Annotated in this window: 27 protein-coding genes and 3 pseudogenes; 15 read left to right on the forward strand and 15 right to left on the reverse strand. The window is 60.6% G+C overall.

All coding sequences use genetic code 11. The features are described 5' to 3' along the window. Positions 1-43: 43 nt before the first annotated feature. Positions 44-1171: a sugar ABC transporter substrate-binding protein gene (locus NKI17_RS26045; protein WP_352644330.1), complete on the reverse strand. Its 1128-nt coding sequence runs from the start codon at positions 1169-1171 to the stop codon at positions 44-46. A gap of 224 nt (positions 1172-1395) precedes the next feature. Between NKI17_RS26045 and NKI17_RS26050 the strand changes: the two genes are divergently transcribed. After that, positions 1396-2076: a GntR family transcriptional regulator gene (locus NKI17_RS26050; protein ID WP_352699587.1), complete on the forward strand. Its 681-nt coding sequence runs from the start codon at positions 1396-1398 to the stop codon at positions 2074-2076. A 135-nt stretch (positions 2077-2211) separates the two neighbouring features. Here NKI17_RS26050 and panC read toward each other — a convergent pair whose 3' ends face one another. Both panC and panB read right to left on the reverse strand, forming a co-directional pair. Then, complete coding sequence (gene panC, locus NKI17_RS26055) at positions 2212-3171, reverse strand: pantoate--beta-alanine ligase (protein WP_352699585.1); 960 nt, start codon at positions 3169-3171, stop codon at positions 2212-2214. Further along, positions 3168-4004, reverse strand: coding sequence for a 3-methyl-2-oxobutanoate hydroxymethyltransferase (gene panB / locus NKI17_RS26060; RefSeq protein WP_352699583.1), 837 nt, complete (start codon positions 4002-4004; stop codon positions 3168-3170). The genes panC and panB overlap by 4 nt, the downstream gene beginning before the upstream one ends. A 448-nt stretch (positions 4005-4452) precedes the next feature. Here panB and NKI17_RS26065 point away from each other — a divergent pair, with 448 nt between their 5' ends. Both NKI17_RS26065 and NKI17_RS26070 read left to right on the forward strand, forming a co-directional pair. Beyond that, entirely contained in the window at positions 4453-4764 is a 312-nt protein-coding gene (locus tag NKI17_RS26065) for a hypothetical protein (protein WP_031212213.1), read from the forward strand. An 868-nt stretch (positions 4765-5632) separates the two neighbouring features. Continuing rightward, on the forward strand, positions 5633-5962 hold the full coding sequence (locus tag NKI17_RS26070) for an FCD domain-containing protein (RefSeq protein ID WP_352699580.1): 330 nt from the start codon (positions 5633-5635) through the stop codon (positions 5960-5962). 41 nt (positions 5963-6003) lie between these two features. Here NKI17_RS26070 and NKI17_RS26075 read toward each other — a convergent pair whose 3' ends face one another. From NKI17_RS26075 to NKI17_RS26085, 3 genes are all read right to left on the reverse strand, one after another. Next, a complete protein-coding gene (locus tag NKI17_RS26075; RefSeq protein WP_352699578.1) occupies positions 6004-6420 on the reverse strand; it encodes a hypothetical protein in 417 nt (138 codons plus the stop codon). Next, positions 6417-7079: a nucleotidyltransferase domain-containing protein gene (locus NKI17_RS26080; RefSeq protein ID WP_352644342.1), complete on the reverse strand. Its 663-nt coding sequence runs from the start codon at positions 7077-7079 to the stop codon at positions 6417-6419. Before NKI17_RS26080 ends, NKI17_RS26075 begins: the two co-directional genes overlap by 4 nt. A 141-nt stretch (positions 7080-7220) precedes the next feature. After that, complete coding sequence (locus NKI17_RS26085) at positions 7221-7358, reverse strand: hypothetical protein (protein ID WP_352621746.1); 138 nt, start codon at positions 7356-7358, stop codon at positions 7221-7223. Between the two features lie 378 nt (positions 7359-7736). On the opposite strand from NKI17_RS26085, the gene NKI17_RS26090 reads away from it, so the two are divergent. From NKI17_RS26090 to NKI17_RS26110, 5 genes are all read left to right on the forward strand, one after another. Beyond that, complete coding sequence (locus NKI17_RS26090) at positions 7737-7916, forward strand: hypothetical protein (RefSeq protein ID WP_352621744.1); 180 nt, start codon at positions 7737-7739, stop codon at positions 7914-7916. An 11-nt stretch (positions 7917-7927) separates the two neighbouring features. Continuing rightward, positions 7928-8137 carry a hypothetical protein gene (locus NKI17_RS26095; RefSeq protein ID WP_352699576.1) on the forward strand — a complete coding sequence of 70 codons (210 nt, stop codon included), beginning with the start codon at positions 7928-7930 and terminating at the stop codon, positions 8135-8137. A gap of 28 nt (positions 8138-8165) precedes the next feature. Next, positions 8166-8507, forward strand: a complete 342-nt coding sequence (locus NKI17_RS26100; protein WP_352621740.1) for a hypothetical protein — start codon at positions 8166-8168, stop codon at positions 8505-8507. A 270-nt stretch (positions 8508-8777) separates the two neighbouring features. Continuing rightward, positions 8778-9041, forward strand: a complete 264-nt coding sequence (locus NKI17_RS26105; protein ID WP_352621738.1) for a hypothetical protein — start codon at positions 8778-8780, stop codon at positions 9039-9041. A 245-nt stretch (positions 9042-9286) separates the two neighbouring features. Beyond that, a complete protein-coding gene (locus NKI17_RS26110) occupies positions 9287-9541 on the forward strand; it encodes a DUF982 domain-containing protein (RefSeq protein ID WP_352699572.1) in 255 nt (84 codons plus the stop codon). 356 nt (positions 9542-9897) lie between these two features. Here NKI17_RS26110 and NKI17_RS26115 read toward each other — a convergent pair whose 3' ends face one another. After that, the gene (locus NKI17_RS26115) at positions 9898-10353 is read right to left on the reverse strand and encodes a Ros/MucR family transcriptional regulator (protein WP_352644347.1); all 456 of its coding nucleotides are present in this window, start codon (positions 10351-10353) and stop codon (positions 9898-9900) included. Positions 10354-11123: 770 nt separating this feature from the next. On the opposite strand from NKI17_RS26115, the gene tnpA reads away from it, so the two are divergent. Next, a complete protein-coding gene (gene tnpA / locus NKI17_RS26120) occupies positions 11124-11486 on the forward strand; it encodes an IS66-like element accessory protein TnpA (RefSeq protein WP_352621733.1) in 363 nt (120 codons plus the stop codon). An 88-nt stretch (positions 11487-11574) separates the two neighbouring features. Here the strand turns inward: tnpA and NKI17_RS26125 are convergent. Then, positions 11575-11766, reverse strand: a pseudogene (locus NKI17_RS26125) (DUF1007 family protein); the annotation flags it as partial. A gap of 135 nt (positions 11767-11901) precedes the next feature. Further along, positions 11902-12786 carry a class I SAM-dependent methyltransferase gene (locus NKI17_RS26130; RefSeq protein WP_352906995.1) on the reverse strand — a complete coding sequence of 295 codons (885 nt, stop codon included), beginning with the start codon at positions 12784-12786 and terminating at the stop codon, positions 11902-11904. A gap of 152 nt (positions 12787-12938) precedes the next feature. Between NKI17_RS26130 and NKI17_RS26135 the strand changes: the two genes are divergently transcribed. Further along, complete coding sequence (locus NKI17_RS26135) at positions 12939-13520, forward strand: TetR/AcrR family transcriptional regulator (RefSeq protein ID WP_352699569.1); 582 nt, start codon at positions 12939-12941, stop codon at positions 13518-13520. On the opposite strand, the gene NKI17_RS26140 is transcribed toward NKI17_RS26135, so the two are convergent. From NKI17_RS26140 to NKI17_RS26155, 4 genes and pseudogenes are all read right to left on the reverse strand, one after another. Continuing rightward, on the reverse strand, positions 13521-14162 hold the full coding sequence (locus tag NKI17_RS26140; protein ID WP_352906996.1) for a hypothetical protein: 642 nt from the start codon (positions 14160-14162) through the stop codon (positions 13521-13523). It abuts the gene before it with no gap. Positions 14163-14187: 25 nt separating this feature from the next. After that, a pseudogene (locus NKI17_RS26145) lies at positions 14188-15407 on the reverse strand (MFS transporter). A 102-nt stretch (positions 15408-15509) separates the two neighbouring features. Further along, positions 15510-16922: a chromate efflux transporter gene (chrA, locus tag NKI17_RS26150; RefSeq protein WP_352907005.1), complete on the reverse strand. Its 1413-nt coding sequence runs from the start codon at positions 16920-16922 to the stop codon at positions 15510-15512. Positions 16923-16939: 17 nt separating this feature from the next. Next, positions 16940-17917: a chromate resistance protein ChrB domain-containing protein gene (locus NKI17_RS26155; protein WP_352906997.1), complete on the reverse strand. Its 978-nt coding sequence runs from the start codon at positions 17915-17917 to the stop codon at positions 16940-16942. Between the two features lie 127 nt (positions 17918-18044). Between NKI17_RS26155 and NKI17_RS26160 the strand changes: the two are divergent. From NKI17_RS26160 to NKI17_RS26180, 5 genes and pseudogenes are all read left to right on the forward strand, one after another. Beyond that, positions 18045-18539: pseudogene (locus NKI17_RS26160) on the forward strand (superoxide dismutase); the annotation flags it as partial. Positions 18540-18715: 176 nt separating this feature from the next. Then, positions 18716-19003: a rhodanese-like domain-containing protein gene (locus NKI17_RS26165; protein ID WP_352907006.1), complete on the forward strand. Its 288-nt coding sequence runs from the start codon at positions 18716-18718 to the stop codon at positions 19001-19003. Next, positions 19000-19470, forward strand: coding sequence for a chromate resistance protein ChrB domain-containing protein (locus NKI17_RS26170; RefSeq protein WP_352906998.1), 471 nt, complete (start codon positions 19000-19002; stop codon positions 19468-19470). Before NKI17_RS26165 ends, NKI17_RS26170 begins: the two co-directional genes overlap by 4 nt. 66 nt (positions 19471-19536) lie before the next feature. Beyond that, positions 19537-20397 (forward strand): DUF1259 domain-containing protein, encoded by an 861-nt coding sequence (locus NKI17_RS26175; RefSeq protein ID WP_352906999.1) that lies wholly within the window; start codon positions 19537-19539, stop codon positions 20395-20397. A gap of 224 nt (positions 20398-20621) precedes the next feature. Next, positions 20622-21395 carry a sulfite exporter TauE/SafE family protein gene (locus NKI17_RS26180; RefSeq protein WP_352699748.1) on the forward strand — a complete coding sequence of 258 codons (774 nt, stop codon included), beginning with the start codon at positions 20622-20624 and terminating at the stop codon, positions 21393-21395. 210 nt (positions 21396-21605) lie between these two features. On the opposite strand, the gene NKI17_RS26185 is transcribed toward NKI17_RS26180, so the two are convergent. Together NKI17_RS26185 and NKI17_RS26190 are read right to left on the reverse strand one after the other, a co-directional pair. Then, positions 21606-22040, reverse strand: coding sequence for a YqaA family protein (locus NKI17_RS26185; RefSeq protein ID WP_352699558.1), 435 nt, complete (start codon positions 22038-22040; stop codon positions 21606-21608). Positions 22041-22064: 24 nt separating this feature from the next. Continuing rightward, the gene (locus NKI17_RS26190) at positions 22065-23399 is read right to left on the reverse strand and encodes a cation diffusion facilitator family transporter (protein ID WP_352756203.1); all 1335 of its coding nucleotides are present in this window, start codon (positions 23397-23399) and stop codon (positions 22065-22067) included. Positions 23400-23401 lie beyond the last annotated feature (2 nt).

The raw sequence follows: 23401 nt of genomic DNA on the forward strand, positions 1-23401 counted from the left end.
TGGAGTGCCTCGAAAGGCACCCCACGCTCCATTTCGGAGAGCCTTACTCCTCGGGCTGGCCGACAAGGGCGGCGGCGAGACCGATTTCAGGTGTCTGGTCGGAGAAGATCGAGGCGAACCAGCCGGGGTTGGAGACCAACGACGGTTTGAACGCGTTGCAGCCAGCCTTCATCTCCGCCCAGGTGCCTTCGTCACAAAGCTTTATCGTCTCGTTGGTGACGACCGGCAGTGGCAGGATCGTCTTCTTGGCAACCTCCTTGCCGTCAAGCGCCTCGACCGCAAGCTTGAGGGCCAGCGCACCGGAATAAGGCGGCGACGCGTAGGAAATGCGCGGCGCGCCGAGCGGCGCATAGGGAGAGGTTGCGCCCTCGACCTCCGTGCCCTCCGGCAGCATCTGGATGCGCCCGCCATTGGAGCCCTCGCCGGCGCAAGGCAGGAGTTCGCTGACCTTTTTGCCGGCCTCGAGTTGCATGGAATTGGCGGTGAAGCAGCCGACCTGCATCCACAGCCCGTTGATGTCGTCCCAACTGCGCGTCGCCAATATCTTGGAAAGTTCGGTACGGGCCACCGCCTGGCTCCACATGCCGACAGCCTCGCCGACGATCTTGATGTCGGGATGCTTGGCAAACACCTCCTTCGCGGCCTTGGTGCGCAGATCATCGACCGAGGTGCCGGGAACGCCGGTCACCGCGATGATGTTGCCCTTGCCATTGAGCTTCTTGACCAGCCACTCCGCCGTTACGCGGCCAGCCTCTTCCTGGTCGATATGGACGTTGTAGGCGCAAGGCTCCGTGATCTCGGCATCGTAGGCAAACACCTTCACGCCCTTGTCGCAGGCGTTCTTCACCACCTGGTTGAGCGCGGTCGGCGAGATCGGGAAGATCACGATGGCTTCGGCGCCTGCCTGGACCATGGCATTGATCTGCTGGATCTGGCGCTGTGCGTTCGGCCCCGCAACCTGGACCTGGAGGTCCACCTTGTCGGCCATGCTCTTGTGCGACGCCATCGCCTTGACCATGTTGGCGGCCTCGGCCTGCCAATCATTGCCGATGAAGCTCATGCTGAGAAATATCTTGTGCTTTCCGGCCGCTTCGGCGGCGGACGTACCAAGAACGCAAACAGCCATGCCGGCAAGCAGCGCAAACCGCCGGGCTTTCGATCCGATACCCATTCAAAACTCCTCCCAGTTCAGACGACCGAATGCCTCCCAAGGGCACGAAACGTACTCCTTGTCATTCGACGCAGCTGAACGTATCATGATTTGATCAAAGATCAATGATGAAAAGGTAAAAGCCGGATACGCCGGCGCTTGACGCGGCAATCCGAACCTTGCATTCCGGGCACAGGCGCCGGGTAGGACAAGAGCGTCACCCGTATGGGGAAGGGTAGGCAGAGATGGCTGGGGCGGCATTCAGGAAGCCGGGCGTCGAGATCACACCGCTGTCCAGGGAAACCCTGCAGGACAGGGTCTACCGGCACGTTACCGAGTTGATCCTCGACGGCAGTATCGTTCCAGGTGAAATGGTGACGGTGCAGAGCCTTGCCGACGCTTTCGGCGTCAGCCCGATGCCGGTTCGCGAGGCACTGCGGCGTCTGAGCGCCGCCAACGCCTTGATGGTGGTTTCGGGCCGTTCGATTGGTATCCCTGCATTAAGCCGCGCGCGGCTTATCGATCTCAGGAACGTCAGGTTCGAAATTGAGGCGATCGCCGCCGCATGGGCCGCCGAACGCATGGACGATCAAGGCGTGATGCTGCTGCGCCAGCATCTGGACGCACTCGAACAGGCCAATGCCGCCGGCGACGTCAAATCCTACCTCAGGGCTAACTACTCCTTTCACTTCTCCATCTATCGGGCCGCGGGCTCGGAAAACATGCTCAACATCATCGAGAACCTGTGGCTGCAGATCAGTCCCTATTTCAACATGCTGCACGATTCCGGAAACTATTCGACCGCCAACCAGCACCATCAGGAGATGTTTGCAGCGCTGCGAGACCGCAACGCGGAGGCGGTCCGGGCTGCGGTTCGCGCTGACATCGACGCGGCTTTCACTGTCCTGATCAAACTGCTGAAATAGTCGCAGGTCGCCAAGCCCGACATGGCAGGACGGCGATGCTCACCACGAACCGCCGAGCATCAGCGGACATTTCCAGCGCCCTGCTGCGGTGATTCATCCAGAGGGGACGATCCAGCGCTCACAGGGCCGAGTTGGTCAGGGGTAGCGCTTGCCAGAGCCTACAAGCTCATCCTTAATCGCTGGCGTTGCGGTGTGACCGTCGGCACGGGTGAAGGCATGCCCGAGCGGCTTGTCAACAAGAACGGGAGACGGCAGTGTTCTGACGTTATCAATGAGCCGCGTCTCGCCGAGCCAGGCCGCTGCAAACAGGCGTGCCGGCCGATCCAGGCTTGCTATCGGTTGCAGATCTGCCTCGCCACGGAGTTCCAGGTACTCGACCTCGCGATAGCCCGCGGACAGGATCGCTGCGCGCGCTTCGGCAAGCGTTGGCAGGACGGGAGAGCCGTTCGAGAGCCCCGACGCCGTATCGAGTAGGACCGATGCTAGCCTTGGGGCGACGGCGCGCTCTGCCGGCGAGAGCCGGACATTGCGCGATGACAAAGCGAGACCATCGGCTTCCCGGACTGTCGGACAGGGGACGACGGTGATCGGAATATCCAGGTCCCGGACCATGCGCCTGATAAGTTGAAGCTGCTGGAAGTCCTTCTCTCCGAAAAAGGCGAAATCAGCGCCGGTCTGCAGGAAGAGTTTTGCAACGACGGTCGCCACCCCATCGAAATGGCCGGGCCGGAACGCACCGCACAGGCTTTCACTGACGCCGGACACGGACACGGTCGTGGCGAAGCCGTCAGGATACATCTCAGTCGCATCCGGAACATAAAGCAGGTGGGCGCCCAGCCGCGTGAGCTTTGCAGCGTCTTCGTCTTCCGTGCGGGGATAGGCGGCAAGATCCGCCGCACTGTTGAACTGCTTGGGATTGACGAACAGCGTCACGATCACGCGATCGGCCTTTTGAAGCGCAGAACGCACGAGACTCAAATGCCCTTCATGCAAGGCTCCCATCGTAGGCACCACGGCGATATTGAGACCGGAACGGCGCCATCCAGCCACAGCGGTACGAAGCTCGGCAATGGTGCAGACGATCGGCGCGCTCACGCGGCTTCTCCGGCTTGCGGTGCGTCGGCGAAGAGATGTTCGGCCGCCGGAAAGCGCCCTTCCCGCACATCAGCCGCGTAAGCCGCAATGGCGGCTTCGGCCTCTGAGCCCAGTTCGGCATAGCGCTTGACGAATTTCGGACGAAAACCGGTGAACATGCCCAGAATATCGTCGACGACCAGAACCTGGCCGTCGCAGGCGGCGGAGGCGCCGATCCCGATGGTTGGAATCGTAACCTCCTCGGTTATTCTTCGTGCGAGCGGCTCGGCCACCTTTTCCAGCACAACGGAGAATGAGCCGGATTCGGCAACAGCAACAGCGTCCCGCAAAATCCTGTCGCCGTCTCTGCCCCTGCCCTGGACCTTGTAGCCGCCAAGCACATTGATCGCTTGCGGTGTCAGCCCGACATGGCTCATGACGGGGATGCCGCGGGCAATGAGAAAGCGGATCGTGTCAGCCATGCTCTCGCCGCCCTCCAGCTTGACCGCGGCGCATCCGGTCTCCGCCATCAGCCGGGCGGCGTTGCGAAAGGCCTGTTCGCAGCCCTCCTCATAGGAGCCGAAGGGCATGTCGACGACCATCAGCGCCCGTTCAAGACCGCGGCGGACGGCCTTGCCGTGCATGATCATCATCTCCAGCGTAACCCCGAGGGTTGACGTCAGGCCATGAAGCACCATGCCGACGCTGTCGCCGACCAGGACCACGTCGCAGTGCCTATCGGCGAGGCGCGCAACGGGCGTTGTATACGCTGTTAAGCAGACAATCGGCTTCTTGTGCTTTCGGGCCGCAATGTCCGGCGGCGTCAGCGCCTTTGTCTCAACCGCCACACTCATCGGCACATTCCCTTGGGTCAAGTTCCAGCGGTGACGGTTTTGCATAGTTCTGTGCAGGTGCGAAGGCCAAAACCGCACTGCATCAGAAAAGTTTGTGCGTCGCGAAGCAGGCTCTCCGCAAAGCAAACACAGAGGACCAGCGTTCCTCTGCTTCGGTGATCCTGCGCGACAACCGTGTTGCTGAGCGGCTGAGCAATCGGGCTCCGGCCGTTTTCAACTCGAACAGTTTAACTGCCGCACGGCGGTTCACGCCAGAAGCGACCTTGGTTGCAAGCCTACCCGAAATGCGTTGTGACGGAAGCATGCGCCCGCACTCCAGACACTACGATTTGAATCAATATCGCTGGTTCGAATCGGTTCCAAAACAAGGTGCACGCTGGCGGCGTTGGCATTTTCCGCATATTACCAATCCCTTGACTACCGTCAAAGCCGCTCCAGAATCATGGGCATGGCTTGGGAAATTGCGGACATCAATATCGGCGATGAGGTGGCGATCACCGTGACGGTGCTGAAGCTCCTGGACGACGGAAGAGCTAGCGTCAGCATCCCCTCCTATGGTTTTCCGCATTCGATCCCTGCTCCTAAAAAGTCCAAACCAGGTGACGAGCTCCAGCTCACTGGCGAGGTCACGCGGGTCGACGAGGAAAATCGAAGGGTGACCGTGAAAGCTGGCGGGCTAATCACCGTGGATGCCGATACGATCACCGACTGGACGCCTGTCCGCCGCAAAAAGATGTCGCTCACAGATGAGGCGGATTAGCGAACGCAGATCAAACCATCGATGCCGAAGACAAGTCCGCTAGGCCTGGCCGCCCTTGCTCTGGTGCGCGTGGCATCGAGGAGACCTGCCCGGCCGGCGTGCTGCCGATCGAGGAGGCTGTCTTCCTGCTCTTATGGCCAAGAGCCCATGCATGAGGGTGAGCCCCTTGCCAAGGCTATCATTGAAACAGTTGAACGGCTAACTGCTTGCGGGGAAGGCAATCGGCCCCAGGTGGCGCACTGTACGAAAATTACCAAGTTCGTTAGCCGGGAACAAGCACTCTACATCAAACGTTTTTTTGCGCGAGACTGAACTCTCCTCCGTTCTCCAGTCTGGCTGTAAAGGCCCGCTGCTTTGCACGGGCAGCGGGCCTGAGGGTTCGCACATGCCGCAGCGCCAGCGTACCAATCGCACCTGCCTTAGTCCTCATGATTTGGCTATTTGCCAGCGCGTTTTCGATCGGATTTGCGCAGACGAAGACCTCGACCCTTTAAGCCAACAGGGCAAAATCCTGGCGGAAACGGTAGTGGCGACTTTTCGAAATGCTCACACTGACGAGCGCGAACTGCTGAAGGCAGTCAGGTCTCATCGAGGAAATTGAGCGGCAAAATTTCACCCGACCGACAAGGTCGGGCTTGACCCATTCGGCCTTGTCCCCGGAGCAGGCCCGGGAGCTAACGAGGCCCTAACTGCCAACAAGATAGGCGTCACCGATTGCGGCGTCGCTGTGTTGACGGTCGTTTTGCGCCCGCATCATTCCGCTCTTGCATAGCAGTCCCAGTCTTCAGCCGCTGTTCCCGTAGTCTGGCCGTTTTTGCCTCCCGTGCCGTACGCTCAGTGCGGGTCCTTGCTTTCCTGATGAGCAGCCATGCTTCACCTACGTTTTTTGCCGGTGCCCAACCTTCGTCAAAACCCGCTGTTCCACTCCGGATCCTACCTCAGGGCTAACTACGCCTTTCATTTCTCCATCTATCGAGCCGCGGGCTCGGAAAACATGCTCAACATCATCGAGAACCTGTGGCTGCAGATCAGTCCCTATTTCAACATGCTGCACGATTCCGGAAGCTATTCGACCGCCAACCAGCACCATCAGCAGATGTTTGCAGCGCTGCGAGACCGCAACGCGAAAGCGGTCCGGGCCGCGGTTCGCGCTGACATCGACGCGGCTTTCACAGTGCTGATCAAACTGCTGAAGTAACATTCAGGTCGCCATAAGCGACATGCCGCCTCCATTGCTGATCAGACTTCCAGTTCTTTTTCCGCCCACTCCGCGAATTTTTCCAACTTGTCGAGCAAGCTCTCCGCTTCGGGTAATGATTTTGCCCTGATTCCGTATTGAGTTTCGTCCTTCTCATCGAGGATGCTCCGCAACCTGCTGGCCTGCGCTGCAGGAAGGCGATTTCCAAGCGCGTCGCGCATGATTTTCACCACGGCCGCATGATCCGCGCGGTTGATCTTTCCTGCAAATCGGGCAGTGAGCGCATCGGCGTATGCTATTGCCGCATTCACGATCTGCGACATAGCCGGATTTCCGATGTCACCCGTTCCGGACATTGCCACCTCTAAACGGGCAGCCTTCAAATATGAGCGGGCGATGCGCAATCGCCCCTCGCCAAAGCCTGTCTCGACTGCTTTCGTCGCACCTCTTCTGGTCATGCCAACGCCTTCCGGCGAGTTTTTGTTGCGAGTTCGTCCGGGCGTGAACCCAAGACGAGCAGGGCATTGGCTTCGACCCCGCCCCACCACGGGTCTCGCGTGCTCGACAGCCTTGCCACATCCTCCGGAGTGAGTCCCACGACCGAGGGATTGAAGCCAAGCTTTTGACCTTGGGTCACCAGTGCCTCACGGATTTCTTGGAGCGCGCTTTCTAGCTTTTCGGATGGCGTAACCACTGCGATGTCGAGATCGCTGTCTGGACGGTCCTCGCCCCTCGCTACGCTGCCGTAAATCCAGGCCGCGAGTACGTTCGGCCGAACTGCGGAGACCGCCTCAGTGATTACGGCGCGAATATTGGAATACCGAAGCGCCTCCTGCTCGAAGAGGGCTTCCAGTGATGTCGCCAGCGGATGGCGATCATTCAACCGGTAAAGACGAGCCCTGCCCGTTCCCTCTGAAGATACGATGCCAATCCCTTCCAAGGTTGCGAGAGCAGACCACACGCTTGCCCTTGCAAGCCCGCTACGAGTCGCAAGCAATGGAGAAGAAAGCAAGCCGCCGTGGCGCGACAATTCCCGGAGCAATCTTACGCTTGCTTCGGTGCCGAGCATAATGGTGAGTGGATAGCGCAAAGCGCTTTGAGCGGTCGAGCGTGCCATGGCGCAAGTTCCCTCTGCTGTGGACTCATAGCACATCACTCGTCGGATATCAAATCGGATGTTTTGTTTTTTAAACGAACGTCCTGTTGTCTGAATCCTGGACGGTTGCTGCGCCACGTTTGCATCTGGACCTGATGGGTTTTAGCGGCTTGTTCCAGCCGACCATGTGGCCACGTCATTGGCCCTGAAGCGGCCGACATGGTAGCAGTGGCCGCACTCGACGATGAGCAGCATGTTGGCCTTGGCGGCACGCCATACGCACTCCATCGGCCCGGCCATGGTCATTTCCGCGTGGAGTAGTCCTCCGAGAGCGGTAGGAGACCAAGGTTCGGCATGCGGTAGTTAGGCTCCTTCTCCGCGACAGTGGCCAACACCTCGTGCAATTTGTCGAACAGCCCAACCATTCGCTTTGAGGTTGAGTTGCGCCGAAAGCGCCACCTCGCGAAGGCTTAGTGCTTCCCTTATGATCCCTCAACGTCCCGAGCAAACAGTCTGTCATACCGGCTTTTTCGTCTGCCCATGCGGCTCTCCATGGCTGTGAGCACTGCCTCACGTGCCGTCAATAAATACGAACCTATTCCTCGCTGAGTCACTTAGTCCTTGACTCTTTTGTTCCGTTTTTGTTCTCTGTGGCCAGGAACGTTTGGAGCAATCGCCATGGACCACATCGTGACACTGGACAGCCGCCAAGAAGCAGCCCTCCAGGCCGTCGCCGACAAATTCATTGCCCAGCACAAGGGCGACGCGGTGAAGGCGCTCAAGGAAATGATCGTACTCAATGGCCACCTTCACGATCGCCTTGACGAACTCTCGGCTCGGCGTCGGGCAAGATGTTAGGAGGGACCCCGATGAGCATCATGCACCTGGACGCGGCGGCTAAAGCCGAACTGCACTCGGAGGCGGAGAAGCTCATCGCCCGCTACGAGAGTCCCCTGGAGACCGTCAAGGCGCTCATGGCCTACAACTGCGAGCTTGAGACCCAAATACTTACCCTCGCTTACCGACACCCGGAGCTGGTGCAGGTCAGCTACAACGACACGCCACCTGTGTTGGGGTGATCACGGCGGAGGCCAGAGCAAACAGACCATGCAGGACCTTATCACTTTTCTAGAAGTCAACGTGGTGCTGGTGTTGGCGAACCCGGCCGCCTTTGCCACGTTTGCCGTTCTGATGGGAGGAGGCGGATTTGTCGTTGGCCGCTACTTGCTAACCGAACGTCTCGCCAATCTGGAAAGCCGCATTGTTAGACGTGACGAGGAAATCGCTGAGCTGAAAGCAAAGAAGAAAGTACAACATCGGGAGCCGCCGATGGTGCCCATAATCGGTACTGTTGCAATTGGTCCCACCAACCGAAGCGGCCCTGTAAATCTGGCTATCGGACAAGCCCGACGTAGAAGCGGCCGGGCGACCGCCAATGGAGGACAATGAGGTCGAATGATCGACGGTTGCCCTAACGCGCTGGTTGAGGCGATCATCGCGGTCACCTCTCTATCGTCGGCATGGGGGTGATCATTCTCGACAGCATCCTGCTGCGCCTCAGGGAGCGAACGCTCTGGCCGAGGCTTTGGCTGATTTTCCAAAACCCGCCGCGACCTGCCGAGTGCAACGCGCAAAGGCTCCTCAAAACGGTGCTCTTGCACGCGCACCTCCCAAGTCTCGAACGCGACTCAATCCTCGGTCATGTGATAGGTTCACGCCATGTCTGATCATATTCTGCCCGGTCCAAAGAAGCCCAAGCTAATCGTCGTCGTGGCGTTCGATCGTGGCGAGGACGGCGAACTGTTTCCCGCCTTTGGTCCCGCCGATCAGCAAAGCGAGGAACGCGCCATCCGCACCGGTCAGGCGCTCGCAGGGAAGCACGTTGGCGTAATCGCATGGAGCCGCGACGCCGACCCGGCTATTGGCGACTATGGCCCGCCGACCGTGCTATTCACCTGCGGTGACGTGCCGGATATGGAGTAAATTCAGCCCCGAGATTCCATTTCGCGGTGTTCGGAGAACTCCCCTTCACTGGGTATTTGTGGATCATTTAACGCCGCTATTGGCGATGCGCTCTTCGAAGTCGGGGCCAAGCCCGACGGCTGAAGCACTGGCCAGCGTCGCGGCGGCGGCTTCTGGGCCAAGCGGATGCCTTCTGTTGCTTGCGGACGTTTGATGTGGCGCAAAGGATCAGCAGAAGCTAACATATCTTGTTCTTGGAGGCTGTCGTGCGTACGAAACGTTTCAGAAAGCCCGTCGTCGTTCAACCCGGCCGGATCGATCGCGACAGAGTTGTTGCGTCGGTATCCGACGCGGCCGAAATCCTGCTGAGGGATTGGCCGAGGCCGGAGGGCAAGTCGCGGCTCGCCGCAATCGAAGCATGCCTTGCCGTAATCCGTGGAGAAAAACCACCAAGGATAGCGCGCCAGGCGTTCATCGCTGCTGCCAAGGAGGCCAGGATACTGCTCGGGGAAGAAATTTAGGCTTACCCAGCACCCGTATGTGCATGCCCCTTGAAGCACGGAGCGCTGCTCGATTCAGCGGCGTTGTTGTTTTGTGGCATCGAGCAGAGCGTGATATATCGATGTAGTGCGATTTTATCGATATGATTTGATTGTCTGTCGAGGGCGACGATGTATCGGCTCGACTTGTCGATCGCACATTGATCGACCTCTCCTGCCCCCGCCAGGATACGAGGATGTGAAGACGCAAGCAGTGCTGAAGCTTGTGTTGTGGCGTGAGCGGCGCGCTTACTGAACTGCGAAGCCAGGCAGCTCATTCCCAGCCAGGCCACCTAGACCATCTAGACCTGACGGCATGGCCCGAACGTCGTGCACTGTCAGGCTTTGGCCTTGCGCTTTGCTGGTGCTTTCCTTGGCGGCGTCTTGGCAACCGCCTTGCGGCCGAGACCGGCAGCTTTGGCAAGCGCAGACCGCTGAGCCGCATAGCTGGGCGCTACCATAGGATAGTCCCACGCCAAACCCCACTTGGCTCTGTACTCATCAGGTGTCATGCCAAGCAAGCCCAGGTGGCGCTTCATCGACTTGAACTTGCGCCCGTTCTCAAGGCTTATGATGTATTCGGGAAAGATCGACTTCTTAGGATTTACCGCGGGCGTAAGTATTGGCGATGGTGCAGCGACCGACTCAGCCAGACCAGACAACGCAGAATTAACACTGGCGATCAAATTCGGCAGATCCGCCACGGGCGTTGCGTTGCTCTGGACATAGGCTGCGACGATATCTGCTGTCATCCCTAGCAGATCAGCCCTTCGCTGCCCAATTGCTTCATCCATCAAAATCGTTCCGTGTTGATCTCCGACGTTCCTATTTGGAAAATTCGGCCTGCGCAATTGCAAACAATGATTATTTGACGCCAGATTACTCCAAGGTCGACTGTGCTGGTCATCTCCTGCGCCATGCGTGTGTGTGGCCGATTTCCCTTCAGGTGTAGCACCCTCATTCACCCGAATGCGATCAGCAGATCGTTGGCATTGTCTGGTCGCCGGCCTTGATCTGCACTTCGGCGATGGTGCTGTCGCGCTCGGCATTGCAGCGCCGTTCCATCTCATCGCTTCGATCGAAAGAAGCAGATTGCCGGCCTTCATCGCCTGGAGGCCAGCGACCGAGAGCGCCGAGACGACGCCAGGCCTCGGCGCGCCGACACGCGAACACAGCCCAGGATGGCAACGTGCATTCGGGAGATGTCAGGCGTTCAAGCTTTTCGCTTCCTTGGCGGCGCTGAGAAATGCCACGCCGGCAATCTCCGGGGCCCTATCGCCGCCGAGCATGCAGGCCATGGGTGCCTGGATGCGGCGCCCAGTTTCTCCAACGGGCCCATCATAGCTCATTAGGTCAGGCCGGCGTTTACGCGTTCGACTCTACCTTCACCGCGAAAAAGTACCTGTCGATACATGCGATCCAGCCGTCGCCTTGCGGTCATGGAGCAAAATTCAAAATGCACTGTTAGGGTACGCCTCGGGCGAAGGCCGCCTTGCGAGAGGATGGCACGGTAGCGAGGCTGCGCTCTTAAAGTCGTCCTTACGAGCGAAGTTAGCAGCACAGCATGAGCCATGTGACGTTATTGACCGGGCCGGAGCGGCGTCGGCGTTGGAGTGAAGCGGATCAGTGCCGGATATTGGCCGCGGCATTCGCGCCCGGGGCCACAGTGGCGGCGGTGGCGCGTCAGTACGATGTCGCGACCAGCCTGATCTATAAGTGGCGCCGCACGGTGAGAGCCCGCGAGACGGGCTTTGCCGAAGTTGTCGTGGCTCCCGATGAGCCTGTCGCCGTTTCGCGGCCGGCGGCGCCACCAGCGGTGATCGAGCTGGAGGTCGCCGGCAAGGTGCGGCTGCGGATTCCGCTGACCACGCCGCCGACACTGGCGGCGGCGATGGTGAAGGCGCTGGGCGTTTCGCATTCACCATGAATGACGCCTGCATTGCGGCGAGAAGCTCGCCGCGGCGCTTTCTATTGGCGACCGAAATGGTTGCCGAAGGAACCCCAGCAAGATTGGCATCAAGGACAAGGTCGGAATTCCTGTCGAATTCCATCAGCACAGTGCTGGAAAAGAGGTCGTCGAAACGCCAGGAATGCCGAAGCGACTTGACCGCCCTGTCTGGACCAGCGGTCAGGTCCAGCTTCGCTTCGGCAAACACATGCGGATGGGCGTTCGCCGCCGCGGCGGAAGCGAGCACGCCGCGCCTGATACCATGCCTGTCAGTCGCATTTTTCGCTCACATTTCGATCGTCGATTCCGGATCAGGCAGGACACCTGCCATTGCAAGCAGGCCGAAATGGGACATACCAGAACAGGTCGTCATGCAACTAGCGTCTGAGCATGATCACGACGCCTGGCCTGGCTGGTCCTTGTTCATCGTTGCGCGAATATAGTTCAGGTTCTTGGTTCCAACGGCGCCGATATCGCTGACCTGGAATCCGCTCTCGGTCAACAGCGAGGCGACCGAATGCATATCGACATGACCATGCTTGTGAAGCCTGGGCAATCTGGATTTGCGCATGGGCCTGCCGAAATCGATGAGCAACAGCCGGCCTGCGGGCTTCAAGACGCGTGCTGCCTCGCGGATGAAGGCCGATCGAACGGGCTTCGGCAGGTGATGCAGCATCAGCGTGCCGACGACGATGTCGAATTGCGCGTCCTGGAAGGGAAGCTGCTGCGCCGTCCCGTTGACGAAAGTCAGATCGAGACCGGACTGCTCGGCCTTGGCGCGCGCCCTCTCAACCATTTCGACCGACGCATCGACGCCGGTGACGCTTCCGTCCGAACCGACCAGCCGCTTCGCGGCAATGGCAAGGGTTCCCGTTCCACAGGCCACATCGAGCATCGCTTCGCCGGGCTGGAGCTTTGCCGGGCGAAGCATCAGCTCGCGAAAGCGGCCCTCGCGCCCGAAGGTCAGAACGCGCGCAAACAAGTCATAGGCCGCCGCCCGGTGCAAGACGATGCCGATGCCCCTATCGCTCGCGCCGTGCGCACCGTTGCCGACGAGCCCCCTGTGACGCAGGCTGCCCCACAGCGCCAATCCCGCGATCACCGCAAGGACGAGGCCGTGGAATGCCGCCGTCCAGGCGCCGGCCTGAATATAGCCCATGCCCAATTCGGCGAGGACGAGGAAGCCGGCGACCAGCGACAGCTTGGCAAGCAGGGCCAACGCTATCACCCTCTTGCGCGAATGCGGTCCGTTACCGGCGTGATGATCAGATGAGTGCATGTCTGGCGACCTTTTGCTTCATTGCGGCGTGCCCAAACCCGATTTGAGCTCCTGGACTTGGCGTATCATAATGGACACAATGTCTGGAAATGCTGTTGTCGGACACCGGACCGCCGAATGTCCGAAACCGGGCACTGCAGGGGGCCATGGCCATGAAAATCGAACGCGCGGGCGAGCGGAACACGATCGATCGACGCGTCGCGCGGACGCGCGGCCTGTTGCAGGACGCGCTCATCGTCCTGATCCCGGAGCAAGGATATGCTGCCATCACGGTCGATGACATTTGCCAGCGGGCCAATGTCGGCAGGTCGACCTTCTATACCCACTACGCCGACAAGGATGCTCTGCGCAGCGCGACCATCGAGGCGCATCTGCGGTCGATCGGCCGCAGGCGCGAGGCGGCAAGTCATGAAACAGGTAGCCGCCTGTTCGAGTTCAGCCTGCCCATGTTCGAGCACGCCCATGCATTCCGACCGCTTCACCACGCATTGCTTGCAAGCAGCGGCGATACGATCCACGACGAATTGCGCGAGCGTATCCGGCGAGCCGTCCGGGAAGAACTCGTCGAGAAACGGATCGGCGATCGCGGCATGCCCGCCGAATTCGCCATTCAGTTCATCGCCGGCGCATTTCTTGCGGTCCTCGCCTGGTGGGTCGCCACCGACATGAACCTTTCACCGGCACAGGCCGACGACCTGTTCCAGAGGATGGCGGGAAAAGGCATCGGCGCCTGACTAATCGTCGGCTATCGAGCTTGCAATGATCGAATCCGATCGCCCCATGTCGACCGGCGATGTCAAATGGACGAGCTGTTTTCGATTGCCTGCAATCAATACATAAAGTTTGGAGACCTGATCTCCATTCCGGTCCTCGCCGATCTTTTCGGCGTCCGTCCGGGCGAAGAAACGCTGTTCGAATGTCGCGCGGTCGACGTCGAACAGCCTGATGGAGCAGGTCTGCACGGCCTTGCCGCTTAAGGTGGCTTTGGTCACCGCGATCATGGTTCCGGCAGGTAGATCATTGCCAGTCACCGTCCATCCCTGAAAGGCATCCACGTCATCGACTGGAGTAAGCGCTGCGTCACCGGATAGCGGTGTCCATCCACGCGTCTTGGCCACTGCGGCGGTTCGCTCGAAGTCTGGACCATGGGCAAGACAGGTTTCGTGAAAAGCTTCTAGCGCCAGATCGACATTGTCGGCATGCGCCGGCGTCAGGCAGACGCCTGCGAGCGCAAAAGCCAAGAGGGCTTTCCACATATCAGTTCCACCTCGCGCTGAAGAGCGAGCCACCGGTACGATTAAGATGGACCCATTGGTACCCTGGTCAAGCGGTGGCCAAGGCGTCGACCTGCAGAATAACATGGGCGCGCCGCTCATGTTGGCTCGGGCATGCTGCGGGCTACTATGGCCCGTCTCGTCGTTCCTCCGGCGGACGAACCTTGCGGAACATCGCAAGCAGAAGGATGTCGTAGACAATCTTCAAGGCGCCGGCGATGAGCAACGGCCAACCGAAACCGGACATTGCGAGCAGCGAGCCGGCAAGCATCGGGCTGGCGGCTGCCGCGAGGCTGCGCGGGACAGCGGTGACACTCGCGGCTGCGGCCCGCTCACCAGGCGATACCACGGCCATGACGTAGGAGGTGCGGGTCGGCACATCCATCTGCGACAAGGCGCTCCTGATCAGCAGAAGTATGATTACGGGACCGAGGCTCGGCATGAAGGGAATGAGCAAAAGGCAAAGGCTGGATGGCAGGTGCGTGAACACCATCGTGTTCACCAGCCCGATCCGTTTAGAGATTTGCACGGCCACCAGATACGACCCAGCCGAAAGGATACCCGTCAAGAAGAAGATTGTGCCCGTCGCGGCGAGCGATAGGCCGAACCGTTGGAAAAGCCAAAGAGCCAACAATGACTGAACCACGAAACCGCCCGCAAAAGCGTCAAGGCTGAAAAGCGCAGCGAGCGTGAGGACGATGGTTCGGGATTTGCGTAGTGGCTCCGCCGGTACCGCACTCGCATCGAGCGGCTCGTCCGGCAGTTTCCGATAAAGGAGCAGCGCTCCTAGTCCCAGAAAGGCATAAAGCAGGAAGGCGATCTGGAGAGCTTGCTTGATATCCAGGCCGACAACCTGTCGGAGAATGTCAGGGGCTCCGGCCGCAAGAGCACAGACCGCCCCTACAAGTGAGCCGACAAGGCTGTAGCGTGCAAAGAGCGCGGTGCGGTCGCGGTCAGTGACACTATGGGCGAGTTGCGCATGCTCCAGCGGCAAAAACACACTGACGTCGCCAGAGGATGGATTCAGCGTTCCGACGAATGCGACAAGGAGCAGGGCCAGAAATCCTGAACCAACGCGAAGGCGATCCCGGTGGCGACCATCAGGAGGGCAGCTGCGATCAGCAGGGAGCGGCGGGAGAAATGGTGTGCGACAAACCCGACGGTCAAGGTGAGCGCCGCCGAACCCGCGAGCGTCGCTGTCGTGAGAATCCCGATCTTGAAAGCGTTGAAACCAAGTGTGGCCAAATAGGCGGGAAGCAGAAGACTGACGAGTCCGTCGCCGAATGCCCTCAATCCCCTGGAAATCAACAGAAGGGCAGCTGCCGGCCTGGCACCGGCAGGCAGCAGCGAAAACCGCTGTTTGACCGCTGGTTCGCGCGAAGCATTCGTCGGCGTCTGGGCTGTCAGGGATGCCTCCTGCCGCAGAGGGGTTTGCGCCCGCGGCACAGCTTAGATCGATCCCGTTGCAACACCATAGAGCACGCCGAGGATCGAGCATGTCGCGAGCACAGGGATCATGCCGATCTTGAAACGGAATACCGCGAGCAGCGCCCCGAGCGTCAGCACCAGAGACGGCAGGTTGATGGAGTTGAACACGGGAACGTCCAGCGTCATGCCAAGCCAGCTGACCTCACGCAGCTCGCTGAACAGGACGTGAAGCGCGAACCACACCGCCAAGTTCAGGATAACACCGACCACTGCTGCCGTGATGGTCGCCAGGGCAGCCGAGAGGGCCTTGTTGCCGCGGAGCGCCTCGATGAAGGGTGCGCCGAGAAAGATCCAGAGGAAGCAAGGCGTAAAGGTAACCCAGGTCGTCAGGAGACCGCCAAGCGTGCCTGCGAGCAGTGGATTGAGGCCAGCCGGCGCACGAAATGCGCCCATGAATCCGACGAACTGGGTGACCATGATCAGCGGGCCGGGTGTCGTCTCGGCCATCCCAAGCCCGTCCAACATCTCACCGGGCTTGAGCCAACCGTAAGTATCGACGGCCTGCTGCGCGACATAAGCGAGGACCGCATAGGCCCCGCCGAACGTTACGACCGCCATCTTGGAAAAGAACAAGGCGATGTCGCTAAACACGTTGCCGGGGCCAACAAACACCAGCAAGCCGACAACGGGTATGAGCCACAGCAGCAGAAACACCGAGGCGATCTTCAGCGCCCAGCCAACGGACGGTCGGGCGTGTGCAGGCACGTCTTCGCCGAGCGCGGTATCGGCATCAGCCACCTGTTTGCCTGCGATCTTGCCGTGTCCATTGCCGGTTAGGAACGGAGCCAGTCTCGCGCGGCCGCCGACAAAGCCGATGACTGCGGCGGCGAGGATGATCAGCGGAAAGGGTACGTGGAAGAAGAAGATGGCCACGAAAGCCGCCGCCGCGAGCCCGATCATAACGTTGTTCTTCAGCGCACGCTTGCCGACGCGGACGACAGCCTCGAGCACGATCGCAAGCACAGCGGCCTTCAGCCCGAAGAACAACGCCTGGATTGCGCCGACATGGCCGAAAAGCGCGTAGATCCAGCTCAGCGCCATGATGGTGATAACACCTGGAAGCACGAAGAGGATGCCCGCCACCAGCCCACCTCTGGTCTTGTGCAGGAGCCAGCCAATATAGATAGCGAGTTGCTGGGCTTCCGGGCCCGGCAGCAGCATGCAGTAGTTCAACGCATGCAGGAACCGCGTCTCACCGATCCACCGCTTTTCCTCGACCAAGATCCGGTGCATGACGGCAATCTGACCAGCCGGGCCGCCGAAGCTCAACGCGGCGACACGCGCCCAAACCCGAGTAGCTTCTCCGAACGAAATGCCGTGGGCGGGTATGCCCGCATGCGGAGCTGTTGCCGAGTCGATACTCTTCACCCTCATCGGCTCGTTCATTTTCTTCACCCTCGTTTCGAGCGGAAATATCGATAGAGGTTGTCGAACACCGAAGCGCCCTCGGCGATCCGTTGCTCGTCTCCCGCATTGGCCATGGCGATCCCGGCGATCAGGCTGGCGATGCCGGTGGTTTCCTCGCGACTGAACTTGGCGTCCTTGAGGTCGATGTCGTGGACAATCTCGGCGATGGCCTGCAGCGCCGGGTCGACTATGCCACTACGATTGAGCAGCACCTCGAAGCTGCAGCGGTCTCCCTCATGGGTGATTTCGCCTTCGAACATGTCGAAGCGCAATTCTCCCTCCTTCGGCGCGTATCCCTTGCCCGCCACGAAGCGGATCGTTGCATCGGCATCGATGAAGCGATGGATGAGCCAGCTGCAGGCGATGCGATCGACATGCACGTCCCGGCGCGTGACCCAGGTCCGGCCCTTGAGCTCACCCGGCTCGGCCGCCTTCTTCGGTTCGTTGGTCATGGCCTTGTCCTCTTTAAGCTGAGCCTCGAGCTCGGCGATCAGTCCCTCGGCGGCGAGCCGCCCGCTGGCGCCGAAGAAGTCGATCGCCACGACTTCGGCGAGCCGCTTGCGCAAGCGGCCGAGTTGCGGACGCGCCTCCGCATGTTTTTCCGATGTCGCGTCGGTCTTGATCGCTGCGGCCAGATCGCGCGCTTCCTCGACGATCTCCGCAAAGTCGGCGTCACGGGCTGCGTCGAACAGCGCGCGGACCTGCACGTCGGACAAACCATCGACGAGGCGCGCCTCGCACATCATCGCCTCGCCGCCGCCAGCGACGATCTCCTTGAGAAGCCATTCGAAATCCTCCTGCATCTCGGCATTGGCCGGCAGGGCGTAAACGGTGCTTTTGACTGCGACCGCGCCGATACCTTGCAAACGTCGCCAGATCTTCACCCGGAAGTAGGCAGGCTTGCTTGGCAGCTGATGGATCAGGAGCAGCCAGCGCTGCTCCTGTGATTGCCCCTCATTCATAAGTGAACCGTATCACGAACAAAGCCAAATGCAACACTTGTATCAAATTCGATTCAGGCATAGCGTTCGCCTCCTCACGGATGGGACGTGCCGCAGAGCGGGGGGGAAACCGATGCCACACCAGATCATGCCGCTGCCGTTCAAGCCGCCTCGGCTCGTCGGCCTCTCCGAGCGGCTGTTGGTAAGCCACTACGAAAACAACTACGGGGGTGCCGTTCGTCGCCTCAACGCCATCGAACAGCGGCTCGACGGGCTCGACTGGGGCGCGGCGCCAGTTTTCGACATCAACGGTCTGAAGCGCGAGGAACTGGTCGCCGCCAATTCAGCGATCCTGCACGAGATCTATTTCGATGGGCTCGGTGGCTCCGGCGATGCCGGAGGCGATCTCGCTGCGGCACTGGAGCGCGACTTCGGCAGCGTATCCTCCTGGCGCGCCAAGTTCATGGCTTGTGCCAAGGCGCAGGCCGGAGGCTCGGGATGGACCCTACTGACCTGGTCGGAGCGGCGCGACCGACTGACGATCCAATGGGCGGCGGACCACACCAACTGTCTTGCCGGCGGCATGCCGATCCTTGCGCTCGACATGTACGAACATGCCTACCACATGGATTTCGGCACCAAGGCCGGCGCCTATGTCGATGCCTTTATGAAGAACATCCATTGGGAACGGGTCGCTGCCCGCCACCGCCGGGCCGTCGCGCAGCGTGATCTTTCAACAGGATCGGCATCGGACGATGCGGTTCCAGCGATTGCGCAGAGGAACTGCGCACGCACCTCGATCAAGGAGAAGATCTCGTGGTGCTCGACGTCTGCCTTGCCGAGGATTTGGCAAAGCGCAGCGATATGCTGCCGGGGGCCAAGCTCCGAGCCCCCGAAAAGATCGCCGATTGGGCAGATGAGCTATCGAAAGACAGGCCGGTTGTCGTCTATTGCCTTTACGGCTTCCAGGTCAGCGGCGACGCCGTCGCCGAACTGCGCCGTCGCGGCGTCGACGCAAGTGCGCTTTCGGGCGGCATTGCCGCCTGGCATGCGATCGGCGCGCGCACTGTCCCTCTGATAATCAACGAAGAAAGGATTGCGCCATGAAATGGATTACCCGCGAACGTCCGGTCATCGATCGCATAGCCTGCCCCTGGCTGATTGCGCGCTTCATCGACAAAGAACCTGAGTTCCTGTTCGTGCCGCCCGATCAGGTGATCCGAATTGCCCAGGAAACGGGCGCCACGCCTTATGACGTGCCCGGCGTCGAATTCACCCATGTCGGCGACGGCTGCAGTTTCGATACCTTCGTTTCGAAATACGGCCTCGAGCGCGACCCGGCGATCGTGACCATTGCCGCGATAGTGCGCGGTGCCGACACGGACCGGCACGATCTCACGCCACAGTCGGCGGGGCTGCTGGCGATCTCCATGGGTTTGCGGGACCTGACGCCTGACGACCACGAGGTGCTGAAGCACGGCTTCGTCATCTATGACGCGCTCTACGCGTGGGCTTCGGGCCGCAGAGCGGAAACGCACAGCTGGCCTCCCGCCACGAAGCCAGCAGCCGCATGACGAATTGGGCAATGGGGGCAGATCACAAGGAGAAATCCCATGCATGCAAAACTCGTGACCGGAGCAATGCTGATCGCGATGTCGGCGCTGCTCCAACCGGCATCGGCGGCACCCGATTGGCAAACAATCGCTAAGGCGCTCGGCAAATCCGGAACCGAGACGCCTGATGGCGTCTACCGGGTCGGGCTGCCGCGAACGGACCTGAAGGTTTCGCTCGACGGCGTGGCCCTGAAACCCGGATTTGCGCTTGGAGGCTGGATCGCGTTCGAACCCATGGGAGATCAGGCAATGGTCATGGGCGACATCGTTCTGACGCAGGACGAGGTGAACCCGGTCATGAAGAAGCTTGAAGAAAGCGGGATCGAGATCACTGCGGTACACAACCACTTGCTGCGCGCGGAGCCGATGACACTCTACATGCACGTCTTCGGCCAGGGCGACCCGGTTACGCTCGCCACAGCGCTTCATGCCGGATTGGCGCTGAGCAAAACACCGATGGGAGGCGGCGCCCAGCCGCAAACCGCACCACAGATCGAGTTCGACACGGCCGGTGTCGACCAAACCGTCGGTTATAAGGGTAAGGCCAATGGTGCGGTCTACCAGTTCACGATCTCGCGCGCTGAGCCGGTCGAGGAAAATGGAATGGAAGTGCCGGCGGCCATGGGCTCGGCAATAGCGATTAACTTCCAATCGACAGGTGGCGGCAAGGCGGCGATCACGGGTGATTTTGTGCTGACAGCAAAGGAGGTCAATCAGGTTATCAAAGCCATGCAGGACAACGGCATCGAGATCACCGCGTTGCATAGCCACATGCTCGATGAGCAACCGCGGCTCTTCTTCATGCATTTCTGGGCGTACGACGATGCGCAGAAGCTGGCGAAAGGACTGCGCGCAGCCCTCGACAAGGTCGCCGTCAAAAAGAGCTAGATTGGGCGTCCGCGCGCGCGTCCAACGGCGGAGTTCGGCCGGCTCGGAGGGATCGTCGGCCTTCTTCCCGCCGCCTCGGGAATGGTTCGCTGGCACGGCGTCTTTCTGCCACCAGCATTGCGCCTGAGATCACCTTTCCATCGCACACGAGACTCAAGGGGCGGGCCGGGCTTTTGCGAACCGACGCGTTCGGAACGATCAAAGGCCCGCTTCGTTCTGATCGGATGGACTGGATTAGACTAGGCCTCCTGGCGTTGGCGGGGTTCCTCACCTGGACACTGAACACCCTCTCGGCCGGAGGCGGAGGTCTATTGCTGATCCCCGCCGTGACTTTCATCACAGGGAGCGCGGCGGTTGCGCCGGTCATCACCTTGACCGAGCTCATCGGCAATCCCATCCGCGCCCTGGCCTTCCGGCGCGACATCGATTGGAGCCTGGTCCGTTGGTACCTGCCCGGCGCCATCGCCGGTGCCGCGGCGGGCTCCTGGCTCTTCGCCAACAGTCGGGCGGAATGGCTCCAGATACTCATAGGGATCTATCTGATCAGTGCAGTCTGGGAATTTCGCGGCGGCGCGCGCGAGCGGAGCTACCGAGCCCGCCGCTGGTGGTTCCTCCCGGCCGGCCTGATCGTCGCGCTGTTGTCGGCGCTGATGGGCTCGGTGGGACCCGTCTTGAATTCGCTCTATCTGAACTACGGTTCGGAGAAGGAGACGTTGGTCGCCACGAAATCCGTGAACTCGTTTGTGACCGATGTCGTCAAGGTCGCGGTATTCACCGGACTCGGCGCGCTCGGTGGTCAGGCGGCCATGTACGGCGCAGCCGCGGGTTTGGGCGCTGCGCTTGCCAATCTGCTGGCCAAGCCCTGGCTCGAACGCCTGAGTGGACGACAATTCCGCGGCCTTGTGGTCGCGCTCATGGCTGTGAGTGGAGCGCTGATGATCTGGAACCAGCACAGCTTCGTTATGCAGGCCTGGCGCGCGGCCACGGGAATGTCTTAACAATGTCGCTGTTGGCTGGAGCGCTGCGCCGTAGCTTGGTTGGCCGGTCGCGCGATGCGCAGAAGCTGGCGAAAGGCCTGCGCGCAGCCCTCGACAAGGTCGCCGTCAAAAAGAGCTAGGCTTCCCGTCCGCGTGCATCAGACGGGCTCTTGGGCTGGTTCCTTCGAACCAGCCGACCTAACCAGCTCAGCTTCGAGAAGGTTCGCGACGTCAGATCACGCTCAGCGTCACGGCGGCAAGAACAAGATAACGGCCGACCTTGGCGGCAGTGACCAGCAAAAGGAAAACCCGAAAAGGCTCGCACAGGACGCCCGCGACGACAGTCAGGGCATCACCGACAACCGGCAGCCAACTCAGCAGGAGCGACCATTTTCCATAGCGCCGATACCACATTTGCGCGCGGTCCAGTTGCGCGTGGTTCATCGGAAACCACCGTTGGCCCCGAAAGCGCTCGATGCCTCGCCCGAGCCGCCAGTTGATCACCGATCCAAGCACGTTGCCGACGCTCGCGACTCCGATGAGCAGCCAGGGCGAGTAATCCGCAAACAGCAGCCCGACCAGCACTGCTTCCGATTGCATCGGCAGGATCGTAGCGGCGAGCAAGGCCGCCAGGAACAGACCAGCATAGGCCGCGAGATCGGTCATTGAACCGCATATCCGCCAGTCGACCTAATGATGGTGACCTTCGGGTTCGACCATCTTGAACGGCAGCACCTGTTCGCGATCTTTCGCGGTCAGCACCAGACTTGCCTGGAACTCATGCGGTTCGGCAGGGGCGACGGTGCTCTCAAGGCGGTGATGGTTGTCGCCGACAGGTTCGAGGCGAAGCGTCTCCGGCCCGCCGGGCCGGTCGATGATCACCGTCGCTGCCAGATCGTCGGCGTGGCGATCGATGGTCAGCCGTATCCGCTCGCCGGCCGGTGTGTCGACGATTTCCAACGTCCCCGCAGCCAGACCGCAGGCGACCTTAAAGGGCTCCGGCGCATGATGGTGAGCATGAGAGGTTTCCGCGCCAGTGACGGCCGGCGCGGCCGGGCTCAACAGGCGGACATTGGCTTCCACCAACGCCGGCAAATGGGCGAACAACTCCTGCTTGAGGGCATCGGTTACGCCCAGCACGTCCTTGGCCGTCGCCATCTCCGGAACACTGATGGCGACGTCGGCATGCAGGCGATGTCCGATCCAGCGTGCCTGCACGCTTTCAACGCGCCCGATGCCCGACACATGCTCGGCGGCATGATGGATTTCGTCGATGATGGCGGGCTCGACACCATCGAGCATGCGCGTCAACACGGCTTTCGACGACTGCCAGACGATGGCGAAGATCGCCACGGTGATCAGCAGTCCTATGATCGGATCGGCAAGCGGAAAGCCCAGCCATACGCCAATAGCGCCCAGCACGACCGCGAAGCTGGTAAAGCCGTCGGTGCGAGCATGGTAGCCGTCCGCGATCAGCGCAGCGCTGTTGATCTCTCGCCCGACGCGGATACGAAATACGGCGACCGCTTCATTGCCGATGAAGCCTATGAGGCCGGCGATGGCGACCCAGCCAAGAAATGCGATGGGACGCGGATTGATCAGCCTGTCGATCGCCTCATAGCCAGCGACGATGGCACTGAAGAGGATGATGAGAACGATGACGATCCCGGCCAGATCCTCGACCCGGCCCAGGCCATAGGTGAACGTCTTGCTCGGTTTGCGGCGGGCCAGCACGAACGCGATCCACAGCGGAATAGCAGTAACCGCGTCGCCGCCATTGTGGATCGTGTCGGCCAGCAGCGCCACGCTGCCGGAGAGGAACACTACCACGAGCTGAAGCCCTGCCGTAATGGCCAGAACGACGAATGACCATTTGATCGCCCAGATGCCGCGCGTTGTCGTGGCGATCGTCGGATCGATGACGCCGTGTGTGTGGCCATGGCCGCCATCACCGTGATCATGTCCGTGGCCGCCCATGCCATGCGTCATCGGGCCAAACCCGAACCAATCGCGAACTTTGTCCATCT

This window comes from Mesorhizobium sp. M0816 (assembly GCF_040320005.1).
Classification (GTDB): domain Bacteria; phylum Pseudomonadota; class Alphaproteobacteria; order Rhizobiales; family Rhizobiaceae; genus Mesorhizobium.

What these genes read in the sequence shown, in the direction of transcription:
- NKI17_RS26045 (WP_352644330.1), bottom strand. Translation starts at nt 1,171, where the DNA reads ATGGGTATCGGATCGAAAGCCCGGCGGTTTGCGCTGCTTGCCGGCATG.
- NKI17_RS26050 (WP_352699587.1), top strand. Translation starts at nt 1,396, where the DNA reads ATGGCTGGGGCGGCATTCAGGAAGCCGGGCGTCGAGATCACACCGCTG.
- panB (WP_352699583.1), bottom strand. Translation starts at nt 4,004, where the DNA reads ATGAGTGTGGCGGTTGAGACAAAGGCGCTGACGCCGCCGGACATTGCG.
- NKI17_RS26065 (WP_031212213.1), top strand. Translation starts at nt 4,453, where the DNA reads ATGGCTTGGGAAATTGCGGACATCAATATCGGCGATGAGGTGGCGATC.
- NKI17_RS26070 (WP_352699580.1), top strand. Translation starts at nt 5,633, where the DNA reads ATGCTTCACCTACGTTTTTTGCCGGTGCCCAACCTTCGTCAAAACCCG.
- NKI17_RS26075 (WP_352699578.1), bottom strand. Translation starts at nt 6,420, where the DNA reads ATGACCAGAAGAGGTGCGACGAAAGCAGTCGAGACAGGCTTTGGCGAG.
- NKI17_RS26080 (WP_352644342.1), bottom strand. Translation starts at nt 7,079, where the DNA reads ATGGCACGCTCGACCGCTCAAAGCGCTTTGCGCTATCCACTCACCATT.
- NKI17_RS26085 (WP_352621746.1), bottom strand. Translation starts at nt 7,358, where the DNA reads ATGGCCGGGCCGATGGAGTGCGTATGGCGTGCCGCCAAGGCCAACATG.
- NKI17_RS26090 (WP_352621744.1), top strand. Translation starts at nt 7,737, where the DNA reads ATGGACCACATCGTGACACTGGACAGCCGCCAAGAAGCAGCCCTCCAG.
- NKI17_RS26095 (WP_352699576.1), top strand. Translation starts at nt 7,928, where the DNA reads ATGAGCATCATGCACCTGGACGCGGCGGCTAAAGCCGAACTGCACTCG.
- NKI17_RS26100 (WP_352621740.1), top strand. Translation starts at nt 8,166, where the DNA reads ATGCAGGACCTTATCACTTTTCTAGAAGTCAACGTGGTGCTGGTGTTG.
- NKI17_RS26105 (WP_352621738.1), top strand. Translation starts at nt 8,778, where the DNA reads ATGTCTGATCATATTCTGCCCGGTCCAAAGAAGCCCAAGCTAATCGTC.
- NKI17_RS26115 (WP_352644347.1), bottom strand. Translation starts at nt 10,353, where the DNA reads ATGGATGAAGCAATTGGGCAGCGAAGGGCTGATCTGCTAGGGATGACA.
- tnpA (WP_352621733.1), top strand. Translation starts at nt 11,124, where the DNA reads ATGAGCCATGTGACGTTATTGACCGGGCCGGAGCGGCGTCGGCGTTGG.
- NKI17_RS26130 (WP_352906995.1), bottom strand. Translation starts at nt 12,786, where the DNA reads ATGCACTCATCTGATCATCACGCCGGTAACGGACCGCATTCGCGCAAG.
- NKI17_RS26135 (WP_352699569.1), top strand. Translation starts at nt 12,939, where the DNA reads ATGAAAATCGAACGCGCGGGCGAGCGGAACACGATCGATCGACGCGTC.
- NKI17_RS26140 (WP_352906996.1), bottom strand. Translation starts at nt 14,162, where the DNA reads ATGAGCGGCGCGCCCATGTTATTCTGCAGGTCGACGCCTTGGCCACCG.
- chrA (WP_352907005.1), bottom strand. Translation starts at nt 16,922, where the DNA reads ATGAGGGTGAAGAGTATCGACTCGGCAACAGCTCCGCATGCGGGCATA.
- NKI17_RS26155 (WP_352906997.1), bottom strand. Translation starts at nt 17,917, where the DNA reads ATGAATGAGGGGCAATCACAGGAGCAGCGCTGGCTGCTCCTGATCCAT.
- NKI17_RS26170 (WP_352906998.1), top strand. Translation starts at nt 19,000, where the DNA reads ATGAAATGGATTACCCGCGAACGTCCGGTCATCGATCGCATAGCCTGC.
- NKI17_RS26175 (WP_352906999.1), top strand. Translation starts at nt 19,537, where the DNA reads ATGCTGATCGCGATGTCGGCGCTGCTCCAACCGGCATCGGCGGCACCC.
- NKI17_RS26180 (WP_352699748.1), top strand. Translation starts at nt 20,622, where the DNA reads ATGGACTGGATTAGACTAGGCCTCCTGGCGTTGGCGGGGTTCCTCACC.
- NKI17_RS26185 (WP_352699558.1), bottom strand. Translation starts at nt 22,040, where the DNA reads ATGACCGATCTCGCGGCCTATGCTGGTCTGTTCCTGGCGGCCTTGCTC.
- NKI17_RS26190 (WP_352756203.1), bottom strand. Translation starts at nt 23,399, where the DNA reads ATGGACAAAGTTCGCGATTGGTTCGGGTTTGGCCCGATGACGCATGGC.